Annotated in this window: 21 protein-coding genes; 7 read left to right on the forward strand and 14 right to left on the reverse strand. The window is 38.2% G+C overall.

Going from position 1 to position 24,124, the window contains the following annotated elements; all coding sequences use genetic code 11:
* Positions 1-24 precede the first annotated feature (24 nt).
* The 4 genes from SOP96_RS12095 to SOP96_RS12110 form a co-directional block, all read right to left on the reverse strand.
* Complete coding sequence (locus tag SOP96_RS12095; protein ID WP_326321197.1) at positions 25-4,647, reverse strand: FG-GAP-like repeat-containing protein; 4,623 nt, start codon at positions 4,645-4,647, stop codon at positions 25-27.
* A 172-nt stretch (positions 4,648-4,819) separates the two neighbouring features.
* Positions 4,820-5,242: an organic hydroperoxide resistance protein gene (locus SOP96_RS12100; protein WP_326321198.1), complete on the reverse strand. Its 423-nt coding sequence runs from the start codon at positions 5,240-5,242 to the stop codon at positions 4,820-4,822.
* Positions 5,243-5,677, reverse strand: coding sequence for a MarR family winged helix-turn-helix transcriptional regulator (locus SOP96_RS12105; protein ID WP_326321199.1), 435 nt, complete (start codon positions 5,675-5,677; stop codon positions 5,243-5,245).
* A gap of 22 nt (positions 5,678-5,699) precedes the next feature.
* Positions 5,700-6,332: an NAD(P)H-dependent oxidoreductase gene (locus SOP96_RS12110; RefSeq protein WP_326321200.1), complete on the reverse strand. Its 633-nt coding sequence runs from the start codon at positions 6,330-6,332 to the stop codon at positions 5,700-5,702.
* 192 nt (positions 6,333-6,524) lie between these two features.
* Between SOP96_RS12110 and SOP96_RS12115 the strand changes: the two genes are divergently transcribed.
* A complete protein-coding gene (locus SOP96_RS12115) occupies positions 6,525-7,277 on the forward strand; it encodes an SDR family oxidoreductase (RefSeq protein WP_326321201.1) in 753 nt (250 codons plus the stop codon).
* 191 nt (positions 7,278-7,468) lie between these two features.
* Here the strand turns inward: SOP96_RS12115 and lipB are convergent, their stop codons facing one another.
* The 8 genes from lipB to SOP96_RS12155 form a co-directional block, all read right to left on the reverse strand.
* Positions 7,469-8,203 carry a lipoyl(octanoyl) transferase LipB gene (gene lipB, locus SOP96_RS12120; protein ID WP_326321202.1) on the reverse strand — a complete coding sequence of 245 codons (735 nt, stop codon included), beginning with the start codon at positions 8,201-8,203 and terminating at the stop codon, positions 7,469-7,471.
* 32 nt (positions 8,204-8,235) lie between these two features.
* Positions 8,236-8,970, reverse strand: a complete 735-nt coding sequence (gene trpA, locus SOP96_RS12125) for a tryptophan synthase subunit alpha (RefSeq protein WP_326321203.1) — start codon at positions 8,968-8,970, stop codon at positions 8,236-8,238.
* Positions 8,971-9,135: 165 nt separating this feature from the next.
* Positions 9,136-10,314, reverse strand: a complete 1,179-nt coding sequence (gene trpB, locus SOP96_RS12130) for a tryptophan synthase subunit beta (protein ID WP_326321204.1) — start codon at positions 10,312-10,314, stop codon at positions 9,136-9,138.
* Positions 10,315-10,324: 10 nt separating this feature from the next.
* A complete protein-coding gene (locus SOP96_RS12135; RefSeq protein WP_326321205.1) occupies positions 10,325-11,002 on the reverse strand; it encodes a phosphoribosylanthranilate isomerase in 678 nt (225 codons plus the stop codon).
* A gap of 18 nt (positions 11,003-11,020) precedes the next feature.
* Positions 11,021-11,800, reverse strand: coding sequence for an indole-3-glycerol phosphate synthase TrpC (gene trpC, locus SOP96_RS12140; RefSeq protein ID WP_326321206.1), 780 nt, complete (start codon positions 11,798-11,800; stop codon positions 11,021-11,023).
* 24 nt (positions 11,801-11,824) lie between these two features.
* Positions 11,825-12,811 carry an anthranilate phosphoribosyltransferase gene (trpD, locus tag SOP96_RS12145; protein ID WP_326321207.1) on the reverse strand — a complete coding sequence of 329 codons (987 nt, stop codon included), beginning with the start codon at positions 12,809-12,811 and terminating at the stop codon, positions 11,825-11,827.
* Between the two features lie 22 nt (positions 12,812-12,833).
* Positions 12,834-13,436, reverse strand: coding sequence for an anthranilate synthase component II (locus SOP96_RS12150; RefSeq protein ID WP_326321208.1), 603 nt, complete (start codon positions 13,434-13,436; stop codon positions 12,834-12,836).
* A 57-nt stretch (positions 13,437-13,493) separates the two neighbouring features.
* Positions 13,494-14,915: an anthranilate synthase component I family protein gene (locus tag SOP96_RS12155; protein WP_326321209.1), complete on the reverse strand. Its 1,422-nt coding sequence runs from the start codon at positions 14,913-14,915 to the stop codon at positions 13,494-13,496.
* A 597-nt stretch (positions 14,916-15,512) separates the two neighbouring features.
* On the opposite strand from SOP96_RS12155, the gene SOP96_RS12160 reads away from it, so the two are divergent.
* The 4 genes from SOP96_RS12160 to SOP96_RS12175 all read left to right on the forward strand — a co-directional run bounded on the left by SOP96_RS12160 (position 15,513) and on the right by SOP96_RS12175 (position 18,915).
* Complete coding sequence (locus tag SOP96_RS12160; protein WP_326321210.1) at positions 15,513-15,743, forward strand: hypothetical protein; 231 nt, start codon at positions 15,513-15,515, stop codon at positions 15,741-15,743.
* Complete coding sequence (locus SOP96_RS12165; RefSeq protein WP_326321211.1) at positions 15,743-16,120, forward strand: c-type cytochrome; 378 nt, start codon at positions 15,743-15,745, stop codon at positions 16,118-16,120. The genes SOP96_RS12160 and SOP96_RS12165 overlap by 1 nt, the downstream gene beginning before the upstream one ends.
* Positions 16,121-16,283: 163 nt before the next feature.
* Positions 16,284-17,984, forward strand: coding sequence for a lysine--tRNA ligase (lysS, locus tag SOP96_RS12170; protein WP_326321212.1), 1,701 nt, complete (start codon positions 16,284-16,286; stop codon positions 17,982-17,984).
* Between the two features lie 112 nt (positions 17,985-18,096).
* Positions 18,097-18,915, forward strand: coding sequence for an OmpA family protein (locus SOP96_RS12175; protein WP_326321213.1), 819 nt, complete (start codon positions 18,097-18,099; stop codon positions 18,913-18,915).
* A 334-nt stretch (positions 18,916-19,249) separates the two neighbouring features.
* Here SOP96_RS12175 and SOP96_RS12180 read toward each other — a convergent pair whose 3' ends face one another.
* The gene (locus SOP96_RS12180) at positions 19,250-20,257 is read right to left on the reverse strand and encodes a cytochrome d ubiquinol oxidase subunit II (protein WP_326321214.1); all 1,008 of its coding nucleotides are present in this window, start codon (positions 20,255-20,257) and stop codon (positions 19,250-19,252) included.
* On the reverse strand, positions 20,254-21,597 hold the full coding sequence (locus SOP96_RS12185) for a cytochrome ubiquinol oxidase subunit I (RefSeq protein WP_326321215.1): 1,344 nt from the start codon (positions 21,595-21,597) through the stop codon (positions 20,254-20,256). Before SOP96_RS12185 ends, SOP96_RS12180 begins: the two co-directional genes overlap by 4 nt.
* Positions 21,598-21,829: 232 nt before the next feature.
* Here SOP96_RS12185 and gyrB point away from each other — a divergent pair, with 232 nt between their 5' ends.
* Positions 21,830-23,764, forward strand: coding sequence for a DNA topoisomerase (ATP-hydrolyzing) subunit B (gyrB, locus tag SOP96_RS12190; RefSeq protein WP_326321216.1), 1,935 nt, complete (start codon positions 21,830-21,832; stop codon positions 23,762-23,764).
* A 130-nt stretch (positions 23,765-23,894) separates the two neighbouring features.
* Positions 23,895-24,095 (forward strand): hypothetical protein, encoded by a 201-nt coding sequence (locus tag SOP96_RS20020; protein ID WP_411911987.1) that lies wholly within the window; start codon positions 23,895-23,897, stop codon positions 24,093-24,095.
* Positions 24,096-24,124: the final 29 nt, after the last annotated feature.

The raw sequence follows: 24,124 nt of genomic DNA on the forward strand, positions 1-24,124 counted from the left end.
GTTCGGAAATGTTGGATTAGTTTGTTATTCTCTGAACTTTACTATCATTTTTTTTGTGTAAGATGTATGGTCTGAGTCGGTAACTTTCAAAAGGTAATATCCTTTTAACTGTAATGGCAGATCAATTTTCACTTCTTCTGAAGGACTGAAATTCTTTTCTAAAATGAGCACACCATTAACATCAATAACCTCGGCTTTTATTATTTTTTTTCTTGTGTATTCCATGCCTTTTCTGTGTTCCAGCCTTATGGATGCTACATCATTCACAGGATTTGGATAAAGATAAACCACCGTCATTTCCTGTTCCTGCGCTTTAGACTGAATCGTATTGATTACCGTATTGGTTTTCAAGAGGTTTTCATCATCAAATGCGATGTATGCGCTATTTTTAATTTTTGTGTCTTCTTTTAATCCTTTTTTAGGAAGAATTGAGAAAGTAACATAACCCTGAGAACGGTCTGAATCTACTGAAGTTGGAGGTAAAAATGCATTTTCGATCTTAAAGGTGATCTTGTTGTCTATAATTTCCGTAGAAACATTTTCATGACTCGCAGATACCATTTTAAAGGTATTGATATCCAATTCCTGGGGAACCGTATCTGTAATGGATACATTTTGAGTAGCAAAATTTCCAACGTTTTCGAATCTTATCGTATAAGTCAGCAGCTGATCGGGCAGTATATATCCTTCTTCTCCGTAGCCTTTAGGAGAAACCAGAATATCATTAGGATCTATGGCTCCATATATTGTGTATTTTTGGATCAGCACATTATCATCCAGATTGCAGTCTGTGGAAGAGTTAACGATTTCTCCTTTAAAATCTAATTCATCACCGATTAAAACAGATGCATTTGTACCAGTCATGAAACTGATGATCTTACTGTTAAAAGGATTTAGTGATCCCACATTCCAGGAATATCGTGTATAATTTTTTGAATTTGCAACGAAGCTTTCCTGCTGTGCAATAGGGAAAGATGGACTGATAATATTTACAGAGGAAGGGATTGTAAAGTGTAAAATGCTTGAATTGGATGTATTACGGGACTGGTTACTCACTACAATTTTGAACTGGTTATTGGTATATCCTTTTCGGATCGCCGTTCCCCCCATATTTATTTTTAAATCTGTTGTATTGCATGTTGAGGTTGCTGCAATGTATATTTTTTGGGAAGGCTGATAGTTGGTCAGATCAAATATCTTGGAACCTGCACTTAATCCGTTTTCTTCTAAAATTTTCAATTCCACATCATTCTGTGTTGTATAAAAGCTGAATGTACCTGCATCACTGGAATATACTTTGGCATTAGTAGGCACCACTTTAATCGCAGCTCTTGAAACGGTAGGTTCGCTATCTTGTTTCACCCCGTCGTTATTGATGTCAAAATAAACGATTCCGGAAACTTTTGTCTGTTGAGGCTCTACGATTTCAAGTATTTGATTGGCAGAAATATTTGTCAGTTTCTGAATAATTCCACTTGCCCATTTAATAGTAATGGTATTAATAGTCGCTGCATTGCCTAATCCGAAATGCTGGGTATAGCTGCTTTGCCCTCCAAAACCGCTTTGGCTGTTTACTTCTCTCATCTGCGTTCTGCTTCCTGTTTCTACAAATATTTTTGTTCCGATGGCAGAACCATTGCTTTCTGTGGCTTTCAGATTAATTTCCAGCCATTTATTGGTATTTCCGTTATTGATGAAAATATGGTTTTTCTGATTGGAATGCGTTGCCACGGCAAGATCCAGATCGCCGTCGTGATCGTAATCGCTCCAAGCATGTCCGAAAGAAAGTCCGAAATTATAGGTAATTGCTTCGTCTCTGTTTTCAGTAAAATTTCCGTTGCCGTCGTTAAAGTAAAGGAATTTTCTTATTCTGTCATTGGTTACAAACAAGTCTAAATCTCCATCATTATCAATGTCTGCAAAGCTGCATCCGTGAGAGCTTCCTCCTTGATTAACAATAGAATTGGTTATTTTCTGGAAATTTCCGTTTCCTAAATTTTTATACAGGAAATTGGTTGTCGTGTTGGAATTGGTGACGAATAAATCCAAATCTCCATCATTATCTATATCTCCCCAGCAGCTTCCCACAGATTTTCCGCCTTCCTGATTAATAAGGTTACTTTTCTTGGAAAAAGTACCGTTTCCATCGTTATGGAATAAAGAGTTTTTATTGCCGCTTCCATTAGGAACGAATAAATCCATCAGTCCGTCCTGATCATAATCTGCCCATGTTGGTCCAAGAGAAGAATTGGCTTCCAACGGAATGGCATCCGCAATTTCTTTTACAAAGCTTCCGGTATTGGTATTTCTGTGCAGCTCATTGTATTTTGTAGGGAAATAATTACACATGAATACATCTGCTTTGTTATCATTGTCATAATCTGCAAACGCACCGCCATGATAATAAGAAACATCCTGCGTAAAAGATTTCGTATTGTCTGCTACTAATGTACCGTTGTCATTTCTGTAAAAACGATTGGGATTTCTGGTATTATTAAGAACCAATACATCTTCATCGCCGTCATTATCCACATCTGCCCAGGTACTGCTCATGGAAACACCGTCTTCAGGTAACACCTGTCCTGCTGTAAAGCCTCCGGTTGTATTATTCATAAAGATTCGGTTAGGAGCTGTGAGTCCCATATCTGTAATGTATAGATCATCATATCCATCATTGTTGATATCTACCCAACTGATGGTCCATGAGTTGGAGGTAAATGAATCAAATAACGGATTTTCCAGGCGTGAAAATATTAACTTTGAAGTATTGGTGGTCTGCACAGATACCGAATTGGCAATGGTTGATTGTTGTGTTTCTCCGTTAACCTTTCCCGTAATAACGGTTTCAACGGTGGAATTAAGCGTGGTTCCTACCAGTTCTCCGTTGTTTGCCCCTACTGTTGCCACCACTTTTGTTTCAATCTGATATGTGGAATTAGGCTGTAAAGTAGGCAAATTATTATATTCTACTGTTGTTTTATCATTGAGTTCCGTAACCACACCCTGTGTTTGGGACTGATTGGGATTAATCATTTTGGATTCTACCACTTTAAGCCCTTCCTGTACAATAACTTCAACCGAAGGAGATGTTACTTCTGCACCGGTTTTAACCTGAGAGACTACGGTTGCCTGTTCAGTTGGGATAAGTGCGTCGTCATTTACGCTGCTTGTCTGGGTGAAAGAATGTCCTAAAGAACTTCCGGTATAGCACATCCAGTTATCATTGAAATTACTGTTCATCACGGCAATATCATTATTGCTTTCCACGATTAAATAAGGTCTTTCGGATCCTGAAGCTGTTCCTGTCCCGTTGTAAAAGGCTTTCCATTCATTTAAACTGATGGAGCAGTCGGCATATTTCTCGGGAGCAATGGTAAATGTTTTACTAAATTTTGTTCCGTTCGTTAAAGCATCTTTTACGGTAACGGTAGCTCCTGTTTTTGAAAATAAATACAGGTGAGAAAAGGAACCGTTAAATTTTGAACCCGTTAAAGGATTGGTTACATTGGTTTCATTTCCCGGAGGAGCAATATAAGTCAGGAACTTTTTTCCTGCTGTTGTTCCGCTTTCAGAAGAAACCATTGTTGCCATATCGGAGGTTCCCGGAGAACCTGTTTCAAACCAGTTTCCTTCAAAAACAGAGACTTTTTTCCCTGCGGAACAAGTCACTCTGAACACCGTAGGATAAGAAACATTTCCATTGGTTTTCCCCACCCAGTCTCCCGCTGTTAACCGATTGAGGGAGAAAGTTTGTACAGGAACCCAGTTTCCGTTTACAAAACGATCCAGTTTCACGGTATTGGCATTGTCCCAGCTTACAATCCTGATTTCCTGTTCGCCGCCTGCCTGATAAGGAACTGCAAAATACATCAGCTCGCCCGAAGAGCTTCCATTGGAAGTAGGCACATATCCTCCTCCGTCCCGCTCATTTCCGAATAATGCCCCATACTGCATGGTTACAGGCTTATTGGCAACAAGCATATAGGTTTCTCCGGAAATCATGGCATCTTTTCCTTCTGAAAAGCTGTAAATTAAATCCTGCCCCACATTCAGTGTTTTGGAAAAAACTTTAACGGGATTTTCTGCATTAACATCGGTAAATCCGGTATTGGTTTTGGGCTGGGTAGAAATTTTATAAAAATCGATTACCGTATTATTTTCATAGGCAAATACATTAATATCTCTGTTGGAAGAGGTTATCATAGGAGCATACACGATAAATTTTTGTCCGATAGAGCTTTTATCCACACTCGGAACCCAGTCGTGCTGCCAGTCGCTGTTGGTACTTTGGGAAGCATAAACCAGCTTGTTGGATTTTACAATAAAATAATCTCCGTCCCATTTTAAAACACCGCCGGAAGCGTAACGGGCATCGTCATTAATCCCGTTGTCCTTAATATACAAGACGTAGCTTTGCCCGGCTTTTAAAACGCCTGATTTAGAATCATCCGTATCGCCATCTGCACCGTCATCAATGATGTTAAACTCGGTGTCATCATAAATGGCGGTTATTACTAAACAAACATTTCTCTGTACGGCATCATTATTCGGAGGAACATAAATTTGAAAATACGTTGAGGGTTCTCCTGTTGCGTACAGGTTATTTATTCCTAAAAAAAGAATAAACAAAAAAAATAAATTTTTCATACGTGCTAATTATTTTAGTATAGACCGCTAATCAACAAATATGCTTATTTTATAATTAATTGATTTTCATATGGTTGTGTATTTTTATTTCAAAAAAAAATTCCAAAATAAAGAATTATTTTATATTTTGGAATTTTTTAAACCTGACTTTAATAAGCCTTACGATGCTAATTTAATTATTTGTTACCGAAAGTTTTACCTCGATATTATTTCTTGTAGCGTTGGAATAAGGACAAATTTCGTGCGCTTTTTCTGTTAATGACTGTGCTTCTTCAATAGAAACTCCTGGAATATTGACATCAAGCTGAACAGCCAGCCCGAAACCACCGTTTTCAACTTGTCCGATGCTTACTTCCGCAGTAACAGTTGTTTCTCCCGTTTGGATTTTTGATAAAGAAATTACTCTGTTCAGGGCACTATCAAAGCACGCTGAATATCCTGCGGCGAAAAGCATTTCCGGATTGGCGAAATCATCGTTTGCTCCTCCAAGAGCTTTCGGCATTTTAACGTCAAGATCAAGGATGCCGTTATCGCTTTTTACATGTCCGTTTCTTCCTCCTGTTGCTGTTACTTTTGTTGTATATAAGGTTTTCATTTATTTTTCTATTTTGTTTAAAATTTTTAATACACTTGTTTTCAGATCAATCCAGTCCTGCTCGGAAACATCGATCTTTTTATATATTTTTTCCGGAATTTCACAGGCTTTTGCTTTTAAAGCTTTCCCTGTTTCTGTGATGAATACTTCAACAACCCTTTCATCTTCTTTTTTCCTTTTCCTCAGGATAAAACCTTTGGTTTCCAGTCTTTTAAGAAGTGGTGTTAAAGTTCCGCTGTCGAGATAAAGCTTTTCACCGATATGGTTTACAGAAAGGCCGTCGTTCTCCCATAATACCATCATCACAAGATACTGAGGATAGGTAATATCCAGCTCATCAAGGAACGGTCGGTAAAGTCCGGTGATCTCTTTTGCGATCACATATAGCGGAAAGCAGAGTTGGTTTTGCAGTTGTAAAGATTCCTGTTGTTCCATGATTTGAAAAATTTAGGTTTAATTATTTTTTAATGATAAATTCCTCCATCGGAATTCTCACTTTTTTCATGTGGGAAAGCCAGTCGTTTTTTTCATCACGGTATCCCAGATAGAGCAAACTTACGCTTTTTAATCCCAATTGTCTCAGTTCTAAAACCTCATCCACCACCTCATTGCTGAAACCTTCTGCAGGGGTACTGTCGATTTTAAGTTCTGCAGCCTGCGCCATTGCCAATCCCAGTGCAATATAAGTCTGTCTTGCCGTATGGGCGAAATGTTCTTCAGGAGTTTGTGCTCCGTATATTTCTTTGATTTTGTCGGTATAGCTTGAAAAACGGCCTTTAGGCAAATCTCGAACTTCGGTGTGATAATCGTACACCTTATCAATTTTTTCATCAGAATAGCTTTCCCATGCTGCAAAAACCAAAACGTGGGATGAATCTCTCATTACTTCAGGATTCAAAGCTCCCGGAACCATTTTCTCTTTCAGATCCTGGTTTTCAACCACAATAACACGGAACGGCTGTAAACCCGATGAAGTTGGGGCGAGCCTTGCTGCTTCTAAAATTTTATTTAAATCTTCTTCTTTGAGTTTTTTTGAAGGATCATACGCTTTTACCGCATGTCTCCAGTTTAGATCTTCTATTAATGACATTTTGTTAAATTATTTTTATTTGTATATTCTCCACAAAAATAGTGCCAAATTAAATTGCGTGCAATTTAATTTTGTAATTTATTTCAATGCCTGAAAAAAGAAGGATTAAATATGTGGCTTAAACTCCGCATGAATCGGATTTTTTTGGAATCAAAGAATTTTAATCTTTGCAAAGAGTTTAAAATAAATATCATGAAGAATTTTAATGACAAATTTGCCCTCATCACAGGAGGTACAAAAGGAATGGGATTTGCAACTGCCCAAAAATTTATTCATTATGGCGGAAAAGTCATCATTACCGGCAGAAGTGAGGAGGGAGTAAAGACTGCACTGGAGCAATTAGGAAGTAATGCTTCGGGAATCGTTTCGGATGCGGCAACTATACAGGATATCATGAATCTCAGAAATAAGGTGGAAAAACTGACAGGTAATATCCATTTGGTATTTGCCAATGCAGGCTACGGGAAATTTGCTCCAATCGAAAATGTTGATGAAAGACATTTTGACGAATTATTTAATATGTTGGTAAAGGGAAGTTTTTTTACTGTCCAGCAAATGCTGCCGCTAATGAGAAAAGGAAGTTCTGTTGTTTTCAATACTTCTTTTGTAACCGAAGTAGGAATGCCCAACTTCTCGGTGTATTCTGCTGCTAAATCAGCTGTTCAGTCATTCATAAAAACCTTTGCCACTGAACTTTCGGCAAAAGGCATCCGAGTGAATGGTATTAGTCCGGGACATATTAAAACCAATATTTTTGAAAATACAGGATTAGACCCGGAACATATTAATGAGGCAGTTAAAAATATTATTGCTTCCATACCATTTAAAAGACAGGGAACACCGGAAGAAATTGCGGATGCTGTACTATTCCTTGCTTCGGAGGAAGCTTCTTATATTCACGGTGCCGAATTAAGAATTGATGCGGGGGTTTCGGTAATCAGATAATTTAATATCAGCCAGGCTGTCATTCCGGAAGATTTAACATTATGGAGTTTCCGGAATGGCAATTATTGTTTAGCATTCATTATTTCTTCAGATCTTTTTAAAGATTGCCGGTTGATGATCTTATGATTATAATCGGAAGAAATTCCAAAAATCACTGTTAAAACCAATTGGTTTTATTGTTTACCTTAATGTTATTCATGATGCTGTACCAGCTCTGCTTCAAAAACCTCTTCAAAATGTTTCCTGATCTTTGCTTTGATATCTTCCACTTCTTCAGGCGTAAGTTCTCTTTCCAATTCTCTTTTTAAGGAAGTCACCTGTTTATCTTTAATTCCGCACGGAATAATATACTCGAAATATCGCATATCGGTGTTTACGTTTAAAGCAAAACCGTGCAGCGTAACCCATCTTGAAGCTTTCACACCCATCGCACAGATTTTTCTTGCGTACGGTTTTCCAACATCCAGCCAGACACCGGTTTCTCCTTCGGAACGTTCTCCTTTCAGTCCGTATTCTGCAATCGTTCTGATGATCACTTCTTCCAGATTGCGCATGTATTTATGAATATCGGTAAAAAAGTTTTCAAGATCGAGAATCGGGTAGCCTACGATTTGCCCGTAACCGTGATAGGTAATGTCGCCGCCACGGTTTACCTTTACAAAAGTGGCATCAATTTCCTTTAATTTGTCGATTCCGGCGAGCATATTTTCTTCATGTCCGCTTTTTCCTAAGGTATATACATGCGGATGTTCTACTAAAAGAAAATGGTTGGGTGTAGTGGAATGCTCTTCTGCGGGCAGGTCGCGGTTTTTGATTTTAAGGTCGATGATATTTTTCATCAGAGATTCCTGGTAATCCCAGGCAGACTGGTAATCTCTGGTTCCCAGATCTTCAAATTCTACAACTTTATTCTGATGTGTATTCATTTTATTTTTTGATGATACAAATTTAGTGATTTTTACGCTTTGATCGAATGGATGAAATCGATAGCCTTATTCTTCCAATCTCTATGATTGAGCAAAATATCCACAAAGGCAGTTCCTATGATCCCGCCGTCGGCTTTTTCGGTAACATTTTCAAAATCCTGTTTTGTTTTAATTCCGAAACCGATCATTACCGGGTTTTTTAAAGTTAAAGAGGAAATTCTTGAAAAATAGCCTTCATTTTTCAAATCTGAATTTGTATTACCTGTTGTGGACGAGGAACTTACCGCATAAAGAAAACCGGAGCTTAAAGAATCCAGATACAGAATTCTTTTATCTGATGTTTCGGGAGTGATTAAAAAAGTAAAGTTCAGATGGTATTTTTCTAAAATTTTCTGGTAATTTTTCTCAAATTCAATGGGGGGAAGATCCGGAATAATGAGTCCTGAAACACCGCTTTCGGAGCATTCTTTACAAAATTTTTCAAACCCGAAACTAAGAACGGGATTGATATAACCCATTAAAATCAAAGGAATTGTTATTGTATTTTTAATAGATTTCAGTTGTGAGAAAAGCTTTTCGATCGTCATTCCGTTTTTCAGTGCCAATTCGTGTGCTTTCTGGATGACCGGGCCATCGGCAACAGGGTCGGAATAAGGCATTCCGATTTCAATCATATCGGCACCGGAATCCTGGATAAGTTGTATAATTTCTGCGGTGTCTTCCAGTTGAGGAACTCCTGCGGTAAAGTATATGTTTAGTTTTTTCATTTTAAATCTTTTAATCTTGTTCTTCTGGACGAAATCAATATAGGCAGAATGACAGCTGTTGTTTTTATGCTGAATATGCGATCCGGCTTGAACGGAGCTCTTTTTGTGCAGCGAAGCGGAGCAAAAAAGCGGGAGTGGAAGACGGAAATTATCGCCCAAATTATTTTACAGATGCTTCAGATAGGTTTCCATATCTTTATCTCCGCGGCCGCTGAGGCAGACCACCACAATATCATCTTTTTCGAATCTTTTTTTATCCAAAACGGCTAAAGCATGGGCGCTTTCCAATGCAGGAATGATGCCTTCGATCCTGGTAAGCTGAAATGCGGATTGCAGTGCTTCATCGTCATTAATGCTGAAAAATTCGGCGCGGTTTTCTTTGAATAGGTTTGAATGAAAAGGTCCTATTCCGGGATAATCAAGGCCCGCGGAAATAGAGTGGGGTTCAATAACCTGTCCGTCAGCAGTCTGCATTACCAGGCTTTTACTTCCGTGAAGAACGCCTATGGTTCCCAAAAAAGTAGTGGCGGCGGATTTTCCCGAATCTACTCCGAAACCGCCGGCTTCGGCGGCGATCAGTTTCACGTTTTCTTCATTTACAAAATGATAAAAAGCTCCTGCAGCATTGCTCCCGCCACCGACACAGGCAATGACGTAATCAGGATTTTCATGACCCGACTGCTCCAGGAGCTGTTCTTTAATTTCTTTTGAAATAATGCTCTGAAATCTGGCCACGAGATCGGGGAAAGGGTGCGGCCCAACGACACTTCCAATGACATAATGTGTAGTAGAGGGATTGTTGATCCAGTCGCGCAAGGCTTCATTCACCGCATCTTTTAATGTTTTTGAGCCTGAAGTTGCGGGAATGACTTCTGCGCCAAGCATTTTCATTCGGGCAACATTGGGAGCCTGTCTTTGTATGTCGATCTCACCCATGTAAACGATACATTCCAATCCCAGTAATGCACATGCTGTTGCGGTGGCCACCCCGTGTTGTCCGGCTCCGGTTTCGGCAATAATCCTGTTTTTCCCAAGACGTTTTGCCAATAAAACCTGACCAATCGCATTGTTGATTTTGTGTGCTCCGGTATGGTTAAGGTCTTCTCTTTTAAGGTATATTCTGGTATTGTATTTTTGGCTTAAATTTTTAGCAAGATACAAAGGCGTAGCACGTCCGACATAATTTTTTAATAAATCCTGGTATTCTCGCTGAAAACTTTCGGATTCTATAATTTCAAGATAGGTGGTTTGTAATTCTTCTACATTGGGATAGAGCATTTCTGGCACAAATGCTCCTCCGAATTCGCCATAATATCCATGTTTATCGGGATTTTTGTAATTCATATTTTGGTTTTTAAGTGTTAAATTTTAAATGGGTTTTCAAAATTTTTATTTTTCCAAGATCTTTAATGCCGGGTTTTGTTTCAAAGCGTGAATTGATGTCGATGGCGAACGGTTTTTGTTTTGGTATTGTTAATTTTTCAATATTTTCCAACGAAATGCCGCCGCTCAGAAAATAGGGAAGAGGGATATCTATTTCATTTAATAAGTTCCAGTCGAAAATTTTTCCTGTTCCGCCGAATGTTGTAGAATCGGTGTCGAAGAGAAAATAATCAACAGTAGAAAAGTTGACATTTATTATTTGTTGTAATTCATCTGATATTTGATTTCCAATTCGTATGACTTTAATAATTTTATTTTCCGGATTTAGTTTTTTCCTTAATTCATTAATAAAATCTGCGTTTTCATCGCCGTGAAGCTGGATGAAATTCAGTTTTGCTTTTTCTGCGATTTCCACAATTTTTTCTAAGCTTTCATTCACAAAAACCCCAACTTTTCCTTGATGTTTGATTTCTCCAATTTGTTTTAAATTCAAGTGATTTAAAATATATCTCGGTGATTTTTCATAAAAAATAAAACCAAAAAAATCGGTATTCATTGCAGTCAACTTTTCGATTTGTTCCAGTTGTGTTAAACCGCAAACTTTCAGTTTCATCAGATTATTTCCGAGTAGTAGTTGTCTCTCCATCATTGTTAAATTTTTAAACTGTTACATTGTTACGTCCAAAACAAATTCTCTGAACTTTTTTCCCGGGTTTTCATTTTTCATAAAATACTCTCCCATCAGGAAACCGTCAAAGCCTTTCTCTTTCAGATACTTGAAATCTTCCACGCTGTAAATTCCGCTTTCTGCAACGGAAAGAACTTTTTCAGGCAGCAGGTTTTTCAGCTGAACCGAATGATCGAGATTTACACGGAAATCTTTTAAATTCCGGTTATTGATTCCTACAAGATCAATGTTTTTGTTGTAATGTTGTAATTCTTCTTCTGTATGAATTTCAAGCAAAACTTCAAGACCAAGCCGATGGGCTAAATCAGCAAATTCCTCAGTCTGGGAAACGGAAAGGCAAGCAGCAATAAGCAGTACAACGTCTGCTCCCATATTTTTTGCTTCGTAAAACTGATATTCATCAATCATAAAATCTTTTCTTAAAATCGGAATATTGATTTGTTGCCGTATTTGAATGATATCATCAAAGCTTCCTCCGAAAAAATCAAGATCTGTTAATACCGAAATTGCGCTTGCTCCTGATTTTTCATATGCTGAAGCGACGTCTAACGGAGAAACATTATCATTAATGATTCCTTTTGACGGAGATTTTCTTTTGAATTCGGCGATGATTCCGCTTTTGGTTTTTAAGGTTTCTTTTAATGAATACGTGTTTCTTTCAAAGAAGGCAGAATCCTTAAGCTGCTGAACAGAAACTGTTTCTTTTGAAAGCTTAATTTCCTCCTTTTTCCTTTCAATAATTTGATCGAGTATATTCATTTGTTTTTTGGCTTTTGATTGTGATTATTTCAGTAGCAATTCAAAGCTTTGCAGTGCTTTTCCCCCGTAAAGGCTTTCTTTAGCAAGAATTAGACATTCGTTATAATCCCCGAATTTTTTTGTGTGAAAAAGCGCAACGGCAGCATTGGCCAAAACCACTGCATTTTGTTGCGGACTTCCTTTTCCTTTAAGAATATTTTTAAATATTTCCGCTGTTTCCTGAATGGTTGATCCGGCCTGAATGCTTTCTGAAGCTACAGGTTCAAAACCAAGATCAGCTGTTGAAAATATTTCTTCACCTTCCTTGGTAATGATTTTGCTGTCGTGGGTAAGGCTGATTTCATCGTAACCGTCCATCCCGTGAACGATCATAAATTTGCGGTTTTCTTTCTGAAGAAGGTATTGATAAATCCTTGCAATTTCAAGATTATAAACACCAATTACGGAGAATTGAGGTTTGGCAGGATTCACCAGCGGGCCCAGAAGATTAAAAAATGTTCTCAAACCAAGTGACTTTCTCAATGCACCGACCGATTGTAAGGCAGGATGGAAATAAGGCGCATGCAGGAAACAGATATTGGCTTTATCTAAATCTTGCTGCAAATTTTCCGAGGTTTTTTTGAAAGCATATCCTGCTTCTTCCAGAACATTTGAAGAACCTGTGAGCGTAGAAGCACCATAATTTCCATGTTTTATCACTTTTTGTCCGGCACCGGCAACCACAAAACTCGCAAGTGTTGAAATGTTTATGGTGTTTTTTCCATCGCCGCCAGTTCCTACAATGTCAATCGCATCTTTTGCATCAATATCAACCGGAACAGCCATTTGCAGAAGTGCTTCACGAAAACCCTGAAGCTCTGAAAGCGTGATATTACGCATCAGGAAAATCGTTACAAATGCGGTAACTTCGGTCGCATTGAATTTATTTTGGGCAATTTCAATCATAATGGCTTTTGCCTGCGATTTTGACAAAGTATGGTGATTGAAAAGATATTCAAGAATTTCTTTCATTGATTTTAATTTAAATACATGATTAATTCAGCAGAAAGTTTCTGATGATCACTTCACCTTCGGGAGTCAAAATACTTTCAGGGTGGAATTGTACGCCATGAACGTCGTAGGTTTTATGCTGCAGTGCCATGATCATTCCGTCTTTATCTACGGCTGTTATTTCAAGCTCTTCCGGAAAACCTTCCGGATTTACGGCCCAGCTGTGGTATCTTCCCACTTCCATTCCGCTGTTGAGATTTTTAAAAATTTTGGTTTCCGGCTTTACAATTTCTGCGGATGTTGCAACACCATGGAAGATTTCCGTAAGGTTGATAAGGCTTCCCCCGAAAGCTTCAGCAATAGCCTGCTGACCGAGACAAACTCCTAAAATGCTTTTTGTGGGAGCATATTTTTTTATTAATTTCAATAAAATTCCGGCTTCTTCAGGAATTCCGGGACCGGGTGAAAGAACAATCTTATCATATTTTCCGATTTCTTCCAGCGAAATTTCGTCGTTTTTAACGACATCAACTTTTGTTTCAAGGATTCTTTCAATCATCTGAACGAGGTTGTAGGTGAAACTGTCGTAGTTGTCAAAGACAAGGATTTTAGTCGCAGTGTTGATTGTTGGTATAGTATGTTTCATTTTGTTTTCTGTATTAAATGGATTTTGATTTGAAGATGAATAAATTGTTATTTTTAATTAATTATCAAATAACTTTTCAGCTTTTTCCACTGCCTTTTTCAAAGCGTTAAGCTTGTTATTCACTTCCTGTAATTCACTTTCGGGATTTGATTTTGCGACGAGTCCTGCTCCTGCCTGGTAATACAGCGTATTGTTTTTGCTTAAAAAAGTACGGATCATAATGGCCTGGTTGCAGCTTCCGTTTAAACCAAAAAAGCCAATACATCCTCCATAATAGCCACGGGAATTTTTTTCGTATTTATTGATAAGCTGTAAGGCTTTATGTTTTGGCGCTCCGCTTAATGTTCCCTGTGGGAAAGTTGCTGCCATCATTTCAAAAGGCTTTGTATCTTGGGGTAAATCTGCGGTAACTTCGCTTACCATGTGAATGACATGTGAAAATAACTGTATTTCCTTAAGCTTTGTTACGGTCACATTTTTTCCCAGCTTTCCAAGATCATTTCTGGCAAGATCCACAAGCATGGTATGTTCTGCATTTTCCTTAGGATCTTTTTTTAAAGATTCTGCGGATTGCAGATCGGTTTCGAAGTCGCCGGTTCTTTTGAAAGTTCCCGCAATGGGATGAATAATTGCTTTATTATCTTTAATAATTAATTGGCTTTCAGGACTTGAACCGAATAATTTATAGTTTCCGTAATCAAAGAAAAATAAATAGGGTGAAGGATTGATATTTCGTAAAGCACGATATACATTGAATTCGTCACCTTTGAATTTCTGCTCGAATCTTCTGCTCAGCACCAACTGAAATACGTCGCCTCTCATGCAGTGCTTCTGGGCGGTTTTTACAAAATCAATATATTCTTCGTCGGTAATATTCGAGGTTTCTTCTCCATTTTTTTCAAACGGATACATCGCAGGATTTTTATTTTTGATAAAACTTTCCAAAACATACATTTCGGATTTTATTCCTTCGATCTGGTTTTCAATAAGGTGCATTTCATCATTGTAATGGTTAATAGCAATAACATATTGATAAAGACGATAGCGAAGAAGCGGGATTTCAACTTCCGGACTTTGAGGTTTAAATTCAAGATTTTCAAAGAACTGTACGGCTTCAAAACTGGTATATCCGAAAAGGCTTTGCGCGGTTTCCGCAGCCGGATCATTTGTTTTTTCACATTCAAAAATACCTGAAAATTCATCGAAAATACCGGCGATGTCTTTTTCTATTGGTTGTTTTATGGGTTCCTGTCCGGGAAGTTTTATTTCCAGTTCTTTCAGGTTTTTAACTTCAATCCCGGCGATGGCATTGATGGCAATGAATGAGAAATTATTGTCGATATTTTTAGAATCTGAACTTTCCAGCAGAATGGTATCCCTGAATTTGTCACGTACCTGCAGGTAAATATTCATCGGAGTCTGAAGATCTCCGAGGGTTTTTCTGGAAACGGTTTTTATTTTTATTTTTTTACTGAACATTACAGTTTTTCTTTTTAGATATTAAACAAAAAAAAGACTTCAACGGGGTACGTCAAAGTCTTTATTATTATATAATTTAAGATTATAATCGCTGTACAAGAATCACCAACACGACAATAACTTCAGACCCGACGAAGAGTTTGAAAGCCACCACCAATTTTTATTGTTGCTGATATTAAACATGCTACAAATGTAAATATTTTTTTCAATACAAAAAATAAAATCCTGAAAAATTAATTCTTGTTTAAATTTACTCAATAAATTATTTATAGCATTTTCTTAATTTTCTAAATTACAATAAACTCTGTTTACTCTTAGATTTAACATTAAGAATTCAGGGAGTAAGCTGATCATGATCAAAGCATCAATAAATTAATTTTTATTAAGTTTTTTAAGCCTAAGTTCTTAATTTCTTAAGGTTAAAAATTAATTCTAAATTTAAATAGATTTTTAATCCCTGTCTTTTATAATAGTTACAACAGGATCTGTCTTCAAAGCTTTTAAAGCGGGTATTTTTATCAGAATATCTTTAAAATGGATATTTATCATGATTTTAAAACTTTATTTTTTATATTTTTGCTTAATAATTTTATAGAAATGAAAAAAGTATTAGCAATCGCATTTATCGGAGGTTTATTAGTGGCTAACTGTTCTAAAAAGCCAGATCATGACTTACAAGACAGCAACACCATGTTGCCGGAGCCGGATGCGCCAACTGCAGTTCAGCAGGATTCCAGCGCAACAACAAGAGATACACCGGAAGCTGATGTGAACGCTGCCATGTCTGTTCCTGCTAAAGACGCAAAAGCCGATACGCTTACAAAATAATGAGAAAACTTTTTCTAGCAGGAATCATTGGGTTTTCTATGCTTTCCTGTTCTCAAAAAGAAAATGTACCGGTTGAGGAAACATCTCCGGAAAAAACGGTTGATGCGGGATCTGCGAAAAGCAATCTCTCCGGAGAACAGATTATTGAAAGTCTTGACTGTTCCGGATGCCATGCGGTTAATGAAAGAATGATAGGGCCTTCTTATCAGGAAATTGCAGACAAATATTCTGAAAAGGATATTGAACTGCTTGCTTCCAAAATTATAGAAGGCGGTAGTGGAGTCTGGGGCGGTGTTCCGATGTCTCCGCATCCTCAGGTATCAAAAGAAGAGGCAAAAAAAATGGTGGAATATATTTTAACACTGAAGAAAAAATAATTTCATCCTCAAAAATAATACAGCTGTTTTTCAATTTCGGGAAGCAGCTTTTTTGTTTTTTATTTTCGATATATTTAACCATATTTTACTCCAAAATAAGACAAATTTTTGAATTTTAAAGACAAAAACCCTTATCTTTGCGCGTTATTGAAATACAGAAATAATGCAATTATCAGAACAGGAAATTATCAGAAGAGAAAAGCTGAACAAGCTTGTTGAAATGGGGATCAACGCATTCCCGGCAGATGAATATGTAATTACAGATACTACAGAATCTATAAAACAGGATTTCGCTGATAATAAACAGGTTAAGATTGCAGGAAGATTGATGTCAAGAAGAATCCAGGGGAAAGCTTCTTTCGCTGAATTGCAGGATTCTACCGGAAGAATCCAGGTTTATTTCAACAGGGACGAAATTTGTACCGGCGAAGATAAAACTTTATACAATGAGGTGTACAAGCATCTTTTAGACATCGGAGATATCATCGGTGTGGAAGGAGAATTGTTCACAACACAGGTGGGCGAGAAAACAGTTTTGGTAAAAAACTTCACGCTTCTTACCAAGTCATTGAGACCGCTTCCTCAGGCAAAAACGGATGAAAACGGGGTGGTGCATGATGCATTTAACGATCCGGAACTAAGATACAGACAGCGTTACGTAGATTTAACGGTAAACCCTCAGGTAAAGGAAGTTTTCGTGAAAAGAACGAAACTGTTCAATGCGATGAGAACATTCTTTAATGACGCAGGATATTTCGAAGTGGAAACGCCTATTTTACAGTCGATTCCGGGTGGAGCAGCTGCAAGGCCTTTCATCACGCATCATAATGCTTTAGACATTCCATTATATTTAAGAATTGCCAATGAGTTGTATCTGAAAAGATTGATCGTGGGCGGTTTCGACGGGGTTTACGAATTCTCCAAAAACTTCAGAAACGAAGGGATGGACAGAACCCACAACCCTGAGTTTACGGCAATGGAAATTTATGTAGCTTACAAAGACTACAACTGGATGATGGATTTCACGGAAAAATTACTGGAATTCTGCGCTATTCAGGTAAACGGTACGACAAAAGCTACTTTTGGTGAATATGAAGTAGATTTTAAAGCGCCTTACCAAAGAATTTCTATGACGGATGCGATTCTGAAATTCACAGGTTTTGATATTACCGGAAAAACAGAGCAGGAATTGTTCGATTTCGCCAAGTCTATCGGAATTGAGGTGAACGAAACCATGGGTAAAGGAAAAATCATCGATGAAATTTTCGGCGAGAAATGTGAGGGCAACTTCATCCAGCCGACTTTCATTACCGATTATCCGATCGAAATGTCTCCTTTAACCAAGAAACACAGAAGCAAAGAAGGATTAACGGAGCGTTTTGAATTGATGGTATGCGGTAAAGAAATTGCGAATGCTTACTCGGAGCTGAATGACCCGATCGATCAGAGAGAACGTTTTGAAGATCAGTTAAAATTATCTGAAAAAGGGGATGATGAGGCAGGTCAGTTCATTGACGAAGATTTCTTAAGAGCCCTGGAATACGGAATGCCGCCAACTTCAGGATTAGGAATCGGAATGGATCGATTAATCATGTTCTTAACAAATAATGCGTCGATTCAGGAAGTATTGTTCTTCCCGCAGATGAAACCTGAAAAATCGGTTCCACAAATCGAATTGGGAGAAGATGAAAAAATGATTCTTGAAATTTTAAACTCTCAGGAAGAACCGTTTTCATTAGCTGAAGTGAAAGAAAGAAGTCAGCTTTCCGGTAAGAAATGGGATAAAGCTTCTAAAACTCTTACAAAAAATAATCTTGTGAAAGTTGAAAAGATTGATGAAAATCTTTTGATGAAACTGGTTTAAGATTTATCATTTATATAATTTAGTTCCGGCGGAAGCGAAGCTTCCGCCGGAACTTTTTTAAAACGGACACAGACTATTTTGACTGTTTTTACGTTTCCATTAAAAACTATCGATGAAAACTCTCGTATTGCTGGTTTTTTGTTGCATAAGCATCCAATCGCAGATGCTTACGTCTGTCTATTTCGATTATGACAGCTATACACTCACGAAAGAATCCCAAAGAAAATTAGATAGTCTGGCAAACCTGAAAAGTAACCTGAAGTTCAGGATTTTCGGAAACTGTGACATTTCCGGAAGCTCGGAATACAATAAAAAGTTATCTGAAAATCGAGCCAATACAGTAAGTAAATACCTTCAGGAAAGAATAGGAAATACAATTATTTTGGAAAGTGTTGTCGGTTTAGGAAAAGAAAAGCAGATCAATGATAACAGCACCGAAGAATTGCGCCGTAAGAACAGGAGAGTAGATATTTTTATTGATCAGATATTGAAGACAGGCGAAATAAAATCAGGCAGAACGTTTGAAAGTTTTTTCAGCAGGAAGGTTTCTGATATGAAGGTTGGAGAAACCTATTCTTTACCGAATGTCAATTTTATCGGCGGCCGCCACATCTGGTTTCCAAAAGGAAGCAAAGTTTTGATCCAGCTCGCTGGTATATTAAAAAATAATCCCGCTCTGGATGTGGAGCTTCAAGGACATATCTGCTGTGATTATGACAATTTTGACGGCGAAGATCTCGACCTGAAAACCTTCAACCTTTCCTTCACACGGGCAGATGCGATCAGAGAATTTCTTGAGAAGCAGGGAGTAAATTCACGACGAATAAAAGTTAAAGGAATGGGACACCTCAATCCTGTCGTTTATCCCGAACGTACTGAAGAAGATATGATTAAAAACAGGAGGGTGGAAATTATGGTGCTTAAAAAATAATGATTTTCGGGCGGAAGCGAAGCTTCCGCCCGAAAATCTGTCATTCCGAAACCTTTAAATATCTTTTATGGTAATCAGGAGCATAACAATGATAAGAGATCAATTTTGCTATTTTTTCCAGCTCCGTATCGCCCTATTTTTTGTAAAGTTCAATTTCCTCTTCGGTAAGATGTATCCAGACTTCCCATAAACCGTGAGTTACACAGGTTACCTCCATTAAATATGTACTTTGGTCATCTTTAAATAATCTTTAAACATACGGTTGAAACGAAATGAGTTTAAAATTTTTCAGATCAAATTCTATCATCAAGATTTGTTTTCATGATTTCCGTAATTAATTTCTTCTCAGTTTGCTAAAAGAAGCCATCAGATAAAATAAAAACGGTAAAATAAAAATAGATCCGAGAATCAAAGCCCATCCTAAAGCGGAAATGGTTTTCGGAGCTGCAACATGCTCCAGCAGAGAAAGATGCTGTCCGTTTGCAAATAAAATAATATTCGGGTTATGCTGATAGGTAGCGGCAACTAAGATCATAATCACTTGAAATCCTGCGAGGGCTCTTACAGGAAGAAGCTTTCTGATATTCATGGCTCGTAAAATCAATACTAAACAAACAGTGGCAAAAGAGGTTGCCATAATTCCCAATGGCTTTGAAAACACCCACATAATCAGAGGAATATCGGAAAGGTAAGCAGTCAAGAAAACCAAAGCTCCGGTCAAAACGACAAAAATCATTGTTTGCTTGGATTTTTTAATCATTAAGCTAAGTTCAAGGCGGTCAACCGTTTCCCGCAACGCAAAAACAGAAGCCAGATAAGCGCAAATGGAAATGGTAAATAGCCCAACAGCAACTCCAAACCAGTTTAGCCAGCTGAAAATATACAAATCTAAAAAGCCTTTGGCATCAGGATTAATAGAGTGGGAGATAGTTGCAGCAGCAATCAACCCCAGAAAAAAAGGAGTTAATAAGCTTGAAAAATAAAAAATCTGGGTATATACATTTTGCCATTCATCTTTCACAGCATCATAATGCCTGAACGTAAATGCCGTTCCTCGTGCGATAATCCCGATCAGCATCAGAACCAGGGGAATATGAAGATAAGTGGATAGGGTGGTATAAATTTCAGGAAAACCTACAAAAAGAATAACAATAGCGATAATCAGCCACATGTGGTTGGCTTCCCAAACGGGAGCAATCGATTCATACATGATGACTTTCGTTTTCGGACGGTTCTTTTTTCTCGTAAAAAGCTCTACAATTCCTGCCCCAAAATCTGCTCCGCCCAAAATTACATACAGGCAAATTGATAACCAAAGAAAACCAATAACTACGTATATCATAATTTTTTTTGTTTAGCGTTAAACTCAGGATCGGTAGGATCGTAAAGCTTCGGAACCATTTTAATCTGCCGTGTCAGAAGGAAAATAATAACAAAAGATAATGAAACAAAAACAGCCGTAAAAAAGTAGAACGAATATTGAATTCCCGGCATCGGCGTTACAGCGTCAACAGTTCTCATAATTCCGTAAATAATCCAGGGTTGCCGGCCTACTTCCGTTACGGTCCAACCCGCTTCCAGGGCGATATATCCAAAAGGTGTTGCTATTAAAAAAGTCTTTAGCAGCCATTTCTTTTCCAGCCATTCTTTTTTAAAAAAGGTGGCATATAAATAAACGATTCCTATCATAATCATCACCACTCCGAAGAAAATCATAATCTGAAAGGCGAAATGTACCACAGCAACCGGCGGCCATTCATCTCTCGGGAAATCTTTCAGCCCTTTTACCTCAGAATTAAGATCATTGCTTACAAGAAAGCTTAGCATCTTAGGAATTTTTAAAGCATATTTTATCTCTCCTTTTTTTTCATCCGGAATTCCGCCAATCACAAAAGCAGCACCTTTTTCGGTTTCAAAATGCGCTTCCATCGCAGCTAATTTTATAGGCTGTCTCTCTGCCACGGATTTTGCTGCAACATCACCGCTCAAAGGCGCTCCGAATGCTCCGATTAAAGCGAATCCGGCGGCAATTTTAAACGCTTTGGTATGAAATTCAACATTCTTTTTGCGCAGGATCATGTAGGCATGAACGCCTGCAACAGCAAATCCCGTAGCGCAAAATGCGGCAACTGTCATATGCAGTGCCTGTGGAAACCATGCTTGATTAAACATGGCCTTTATTGGATCTATATTTAAATACTGTCCATCAACATAATCAAATCCTGCGGGTGAATTCATCCACGCATTGGCGGCAACCACTAAAATCCCTGATGCCAAACCGCTGATTCCTACCAGAAATCCGCAAAACCAGTGAAACCATTTATTGAATCTGTCCCAGCCGTATAGAAAAAATCCTATGGCAATGGCTTCGATAAAAAAGGCTGTTCCTTCTAAAGAAAACGGCATCCCGAAAATAGGGCCTGCATGTTTCATAAACTGTGGCCAGAGAAGCCCAAGCTCAAAAGAAAGCATCGTGCCGGAAACGGCTCCCGTCGCAAAAAGTATGGCAACACCTTTGCTCCACGCTTTGGTAAGCCCTTTATAGATTTCATTATTTGTTTTCAAATATTTCCAGTGGGCAAATGCCATCAAAAAGGGCATCACCATTCCTACACAAGAAAAAATAATATGAAAACCGAGGGACATTGCCATCTGGGCACGGGCTGCAAGGAAATCGTCCATAAGCATTAAATTTTAAGTAAATAAATGTAAGAATAAATTGCCTATTGATGAATATGATTTCCGACAGTTGTTGTTAAGATTGAAGAGTTTAACTTTGTATTTTTTATGGCTGAATTATATTCGGTTTCTTTGGAAAAGTCTTTAGGTTTTTGACACATTTTAACTTTCATACCTCGAAAAAAATCACGATATTTGTGGGTCTTTGCATTTAGCAAAATTTTTAATATTTTATATGAGTCAGAAACAATATACAGCTAGTAGTATTCAGGCATTGGAAGGAATGGAACACGTTCGTATGCGTCCTTCAATGTACATTGGTGATGTAGGGGTAAGAGGCCTGCATCATTTGGTTTATGAAGTAGTGGATAATTCTATTGACGAGGCTTTGGCAGGATACTGCGATACCATCTTTGTCAGCATTAAAGAAGGAAACGGAATTGAAGTAAGTGACAACGGTAGAGGTATTCCGGTAGACTTCCATGAAAAAGAACAAAAATCTGCTCTTGAAGTTGTAATGACAAAAATCGGGGCCGGAGGTAAGTTTGATAAAGATTCGTACAAAGTGTCCGGAGGTCTTCACGGAGTTGGGGTGTCGTGTGTAAATGCACTTTCCAATGAAATGGTAACCACGGTTTACAGAGATGGAAATATTTATCAGCAAATCTATTCCAGAGGGAAGGCACAAACCGGTGTTGAAGAAATCGGGCACAGCGACAAGCGGGGTACCAAGCAGTTTTTCCAGCCGGACGATACCATTTTTACCGAACTGGTTTACAATTACGATACACTGGCAAGCCGTTTAAGAGAACTTTCTTACCTGAATAAAGGAATCACCATTACTTTAACCGACGAAAGAGAAAAGCTGGAAGACGGATCCTTCAGAACTGAAATCTTTCATTCCGAAGGCGGATTAAAAGAATTTGTTGCCTACATCGACGGAAACCGTGAATCCATCATGGAAAATGTAATTTTCATGGAAGGCGAAAGAGATGATATTCCGGTGGAAGTGGCGATGCGTTACAATACATCATTTACCGAAAATCTTCACTCCTATGTTAATAATATCAATACCCATGAAGGAGGAACTCACCTTGCAGGTTTCAGACGTGCTTTAACGAGAACCCTTAAAAAATATGCCGATGATCTCGGTATTCCTCAAAAAGAAAAAGTAGAGGTTACCGGTGACGACTTCCGTGAAGGATTAACAGCCGTGGTTTCCGTAAAAGTAATGGAGCCTCAGTTTGAAGGGCAAACCAAAACTAAACTCGGTAACTCTGAAGTCTCCGGGGCAGTAGATAAAATCGTAGGGGAAATGTTGTCTAATTTCCTTGAAGAAAACCCAACCGAAGCCAGGCAGATCGTTCAGAAAGTGGTCTTAGCTGCAAAAGCAAGACAGGCTGCGAAGAAAGCGCGTGAGATGGTTCAGAGAAAATCTCCTATGGGAGGATCCGGGCTCCCGGGGAAACTTTCCGATTGTTCTTCAAAAGATCCTGCAGAATCTGAAATTTTCCTTGTAGAGGGAGATTCCGCAGGGGGAACTGCGAAGCAGGGTCGAGACAGATTCTTCCAGGCTATCCTTCCCTTAAGAGGTAAAATCCTGAACGTGGAAAAATCAATGCTCCATAAAGTGTATGACAATGAGGAGATAAAGAATATTTATACCGCTCTTGGAGTTTCCGTTGGTACTGAAGAGGACAGCAAAGCGTTGAATATGGCTAAACTGAGATATCATAAAATCGTAATTATGACCGATGCCGATATCGATGGATCTCACATTTCTACGCTGATTCTTACGTTCTTCTTCAGGTATATGAAGGAACTTATTGAGAACGGATATATTTATATTGCTCAGCCGCCTTTATATTTATTGAAAAAAGGAAATAAAAAATTGTATGCCTATAACGAAAAAGAGCGTGAAGAACTGACACTCGAAATGTCTCCGGACGGGAAAGGAGTAGAAGTGCAGCGCTACAAAGGTCTTGGAGAGATGAATCCTGAACAGCTTTGGGAAACCACCCTTAACCCGGAACACAGAATCCTTAAACAGGTAACCATTGACAATGCCGTAGAAGCAGACAGTGTTTTCTCAATGCTTATGGGAGACGAGGTTCCTCCGAGAAGAGAATTTATCGAAAAGAATGCAAAATATGCAAAAATTGACGCATAAAATAGCAATAGTTAACATAATAAAAGGTCTCAGAAATGAGACCTTTTTCTTTTGCATATAGATTCTGTATATATAAAATTTAATTTTGAAACTTTGGGGATTTTCTTATTTTTGCTAAATTTTAACAACCATGATTAAAATACTTTGTACCGCAGCTCTTTCTGCAGCATCTGTGTATTATGCACAGAACTTCGCTGCATCAGAAATCCCTGAAAATCTTAAAAAAAATGCAGATGCCGGCCAGATTATGTGCCGTATCACAGATAGTAAACGGATTTTGGGAAAATTCAAACCAACGGCCGATGAAACCTGTATTTTTATGAACGTGTAATAATCCGTTTTCAATATTCTGATGAGATA

Source organism: Chryseobacterium salviniae, from assembly GCF_035819015.1.
In the GTDB taxonomy this organism is placed as follows: Bacteria; Bacteroidota; Bacteroidia; order Flavobacteriales; family Weeksellaceae; genus Chryseobacterium; species Chryseobacterium salviniae.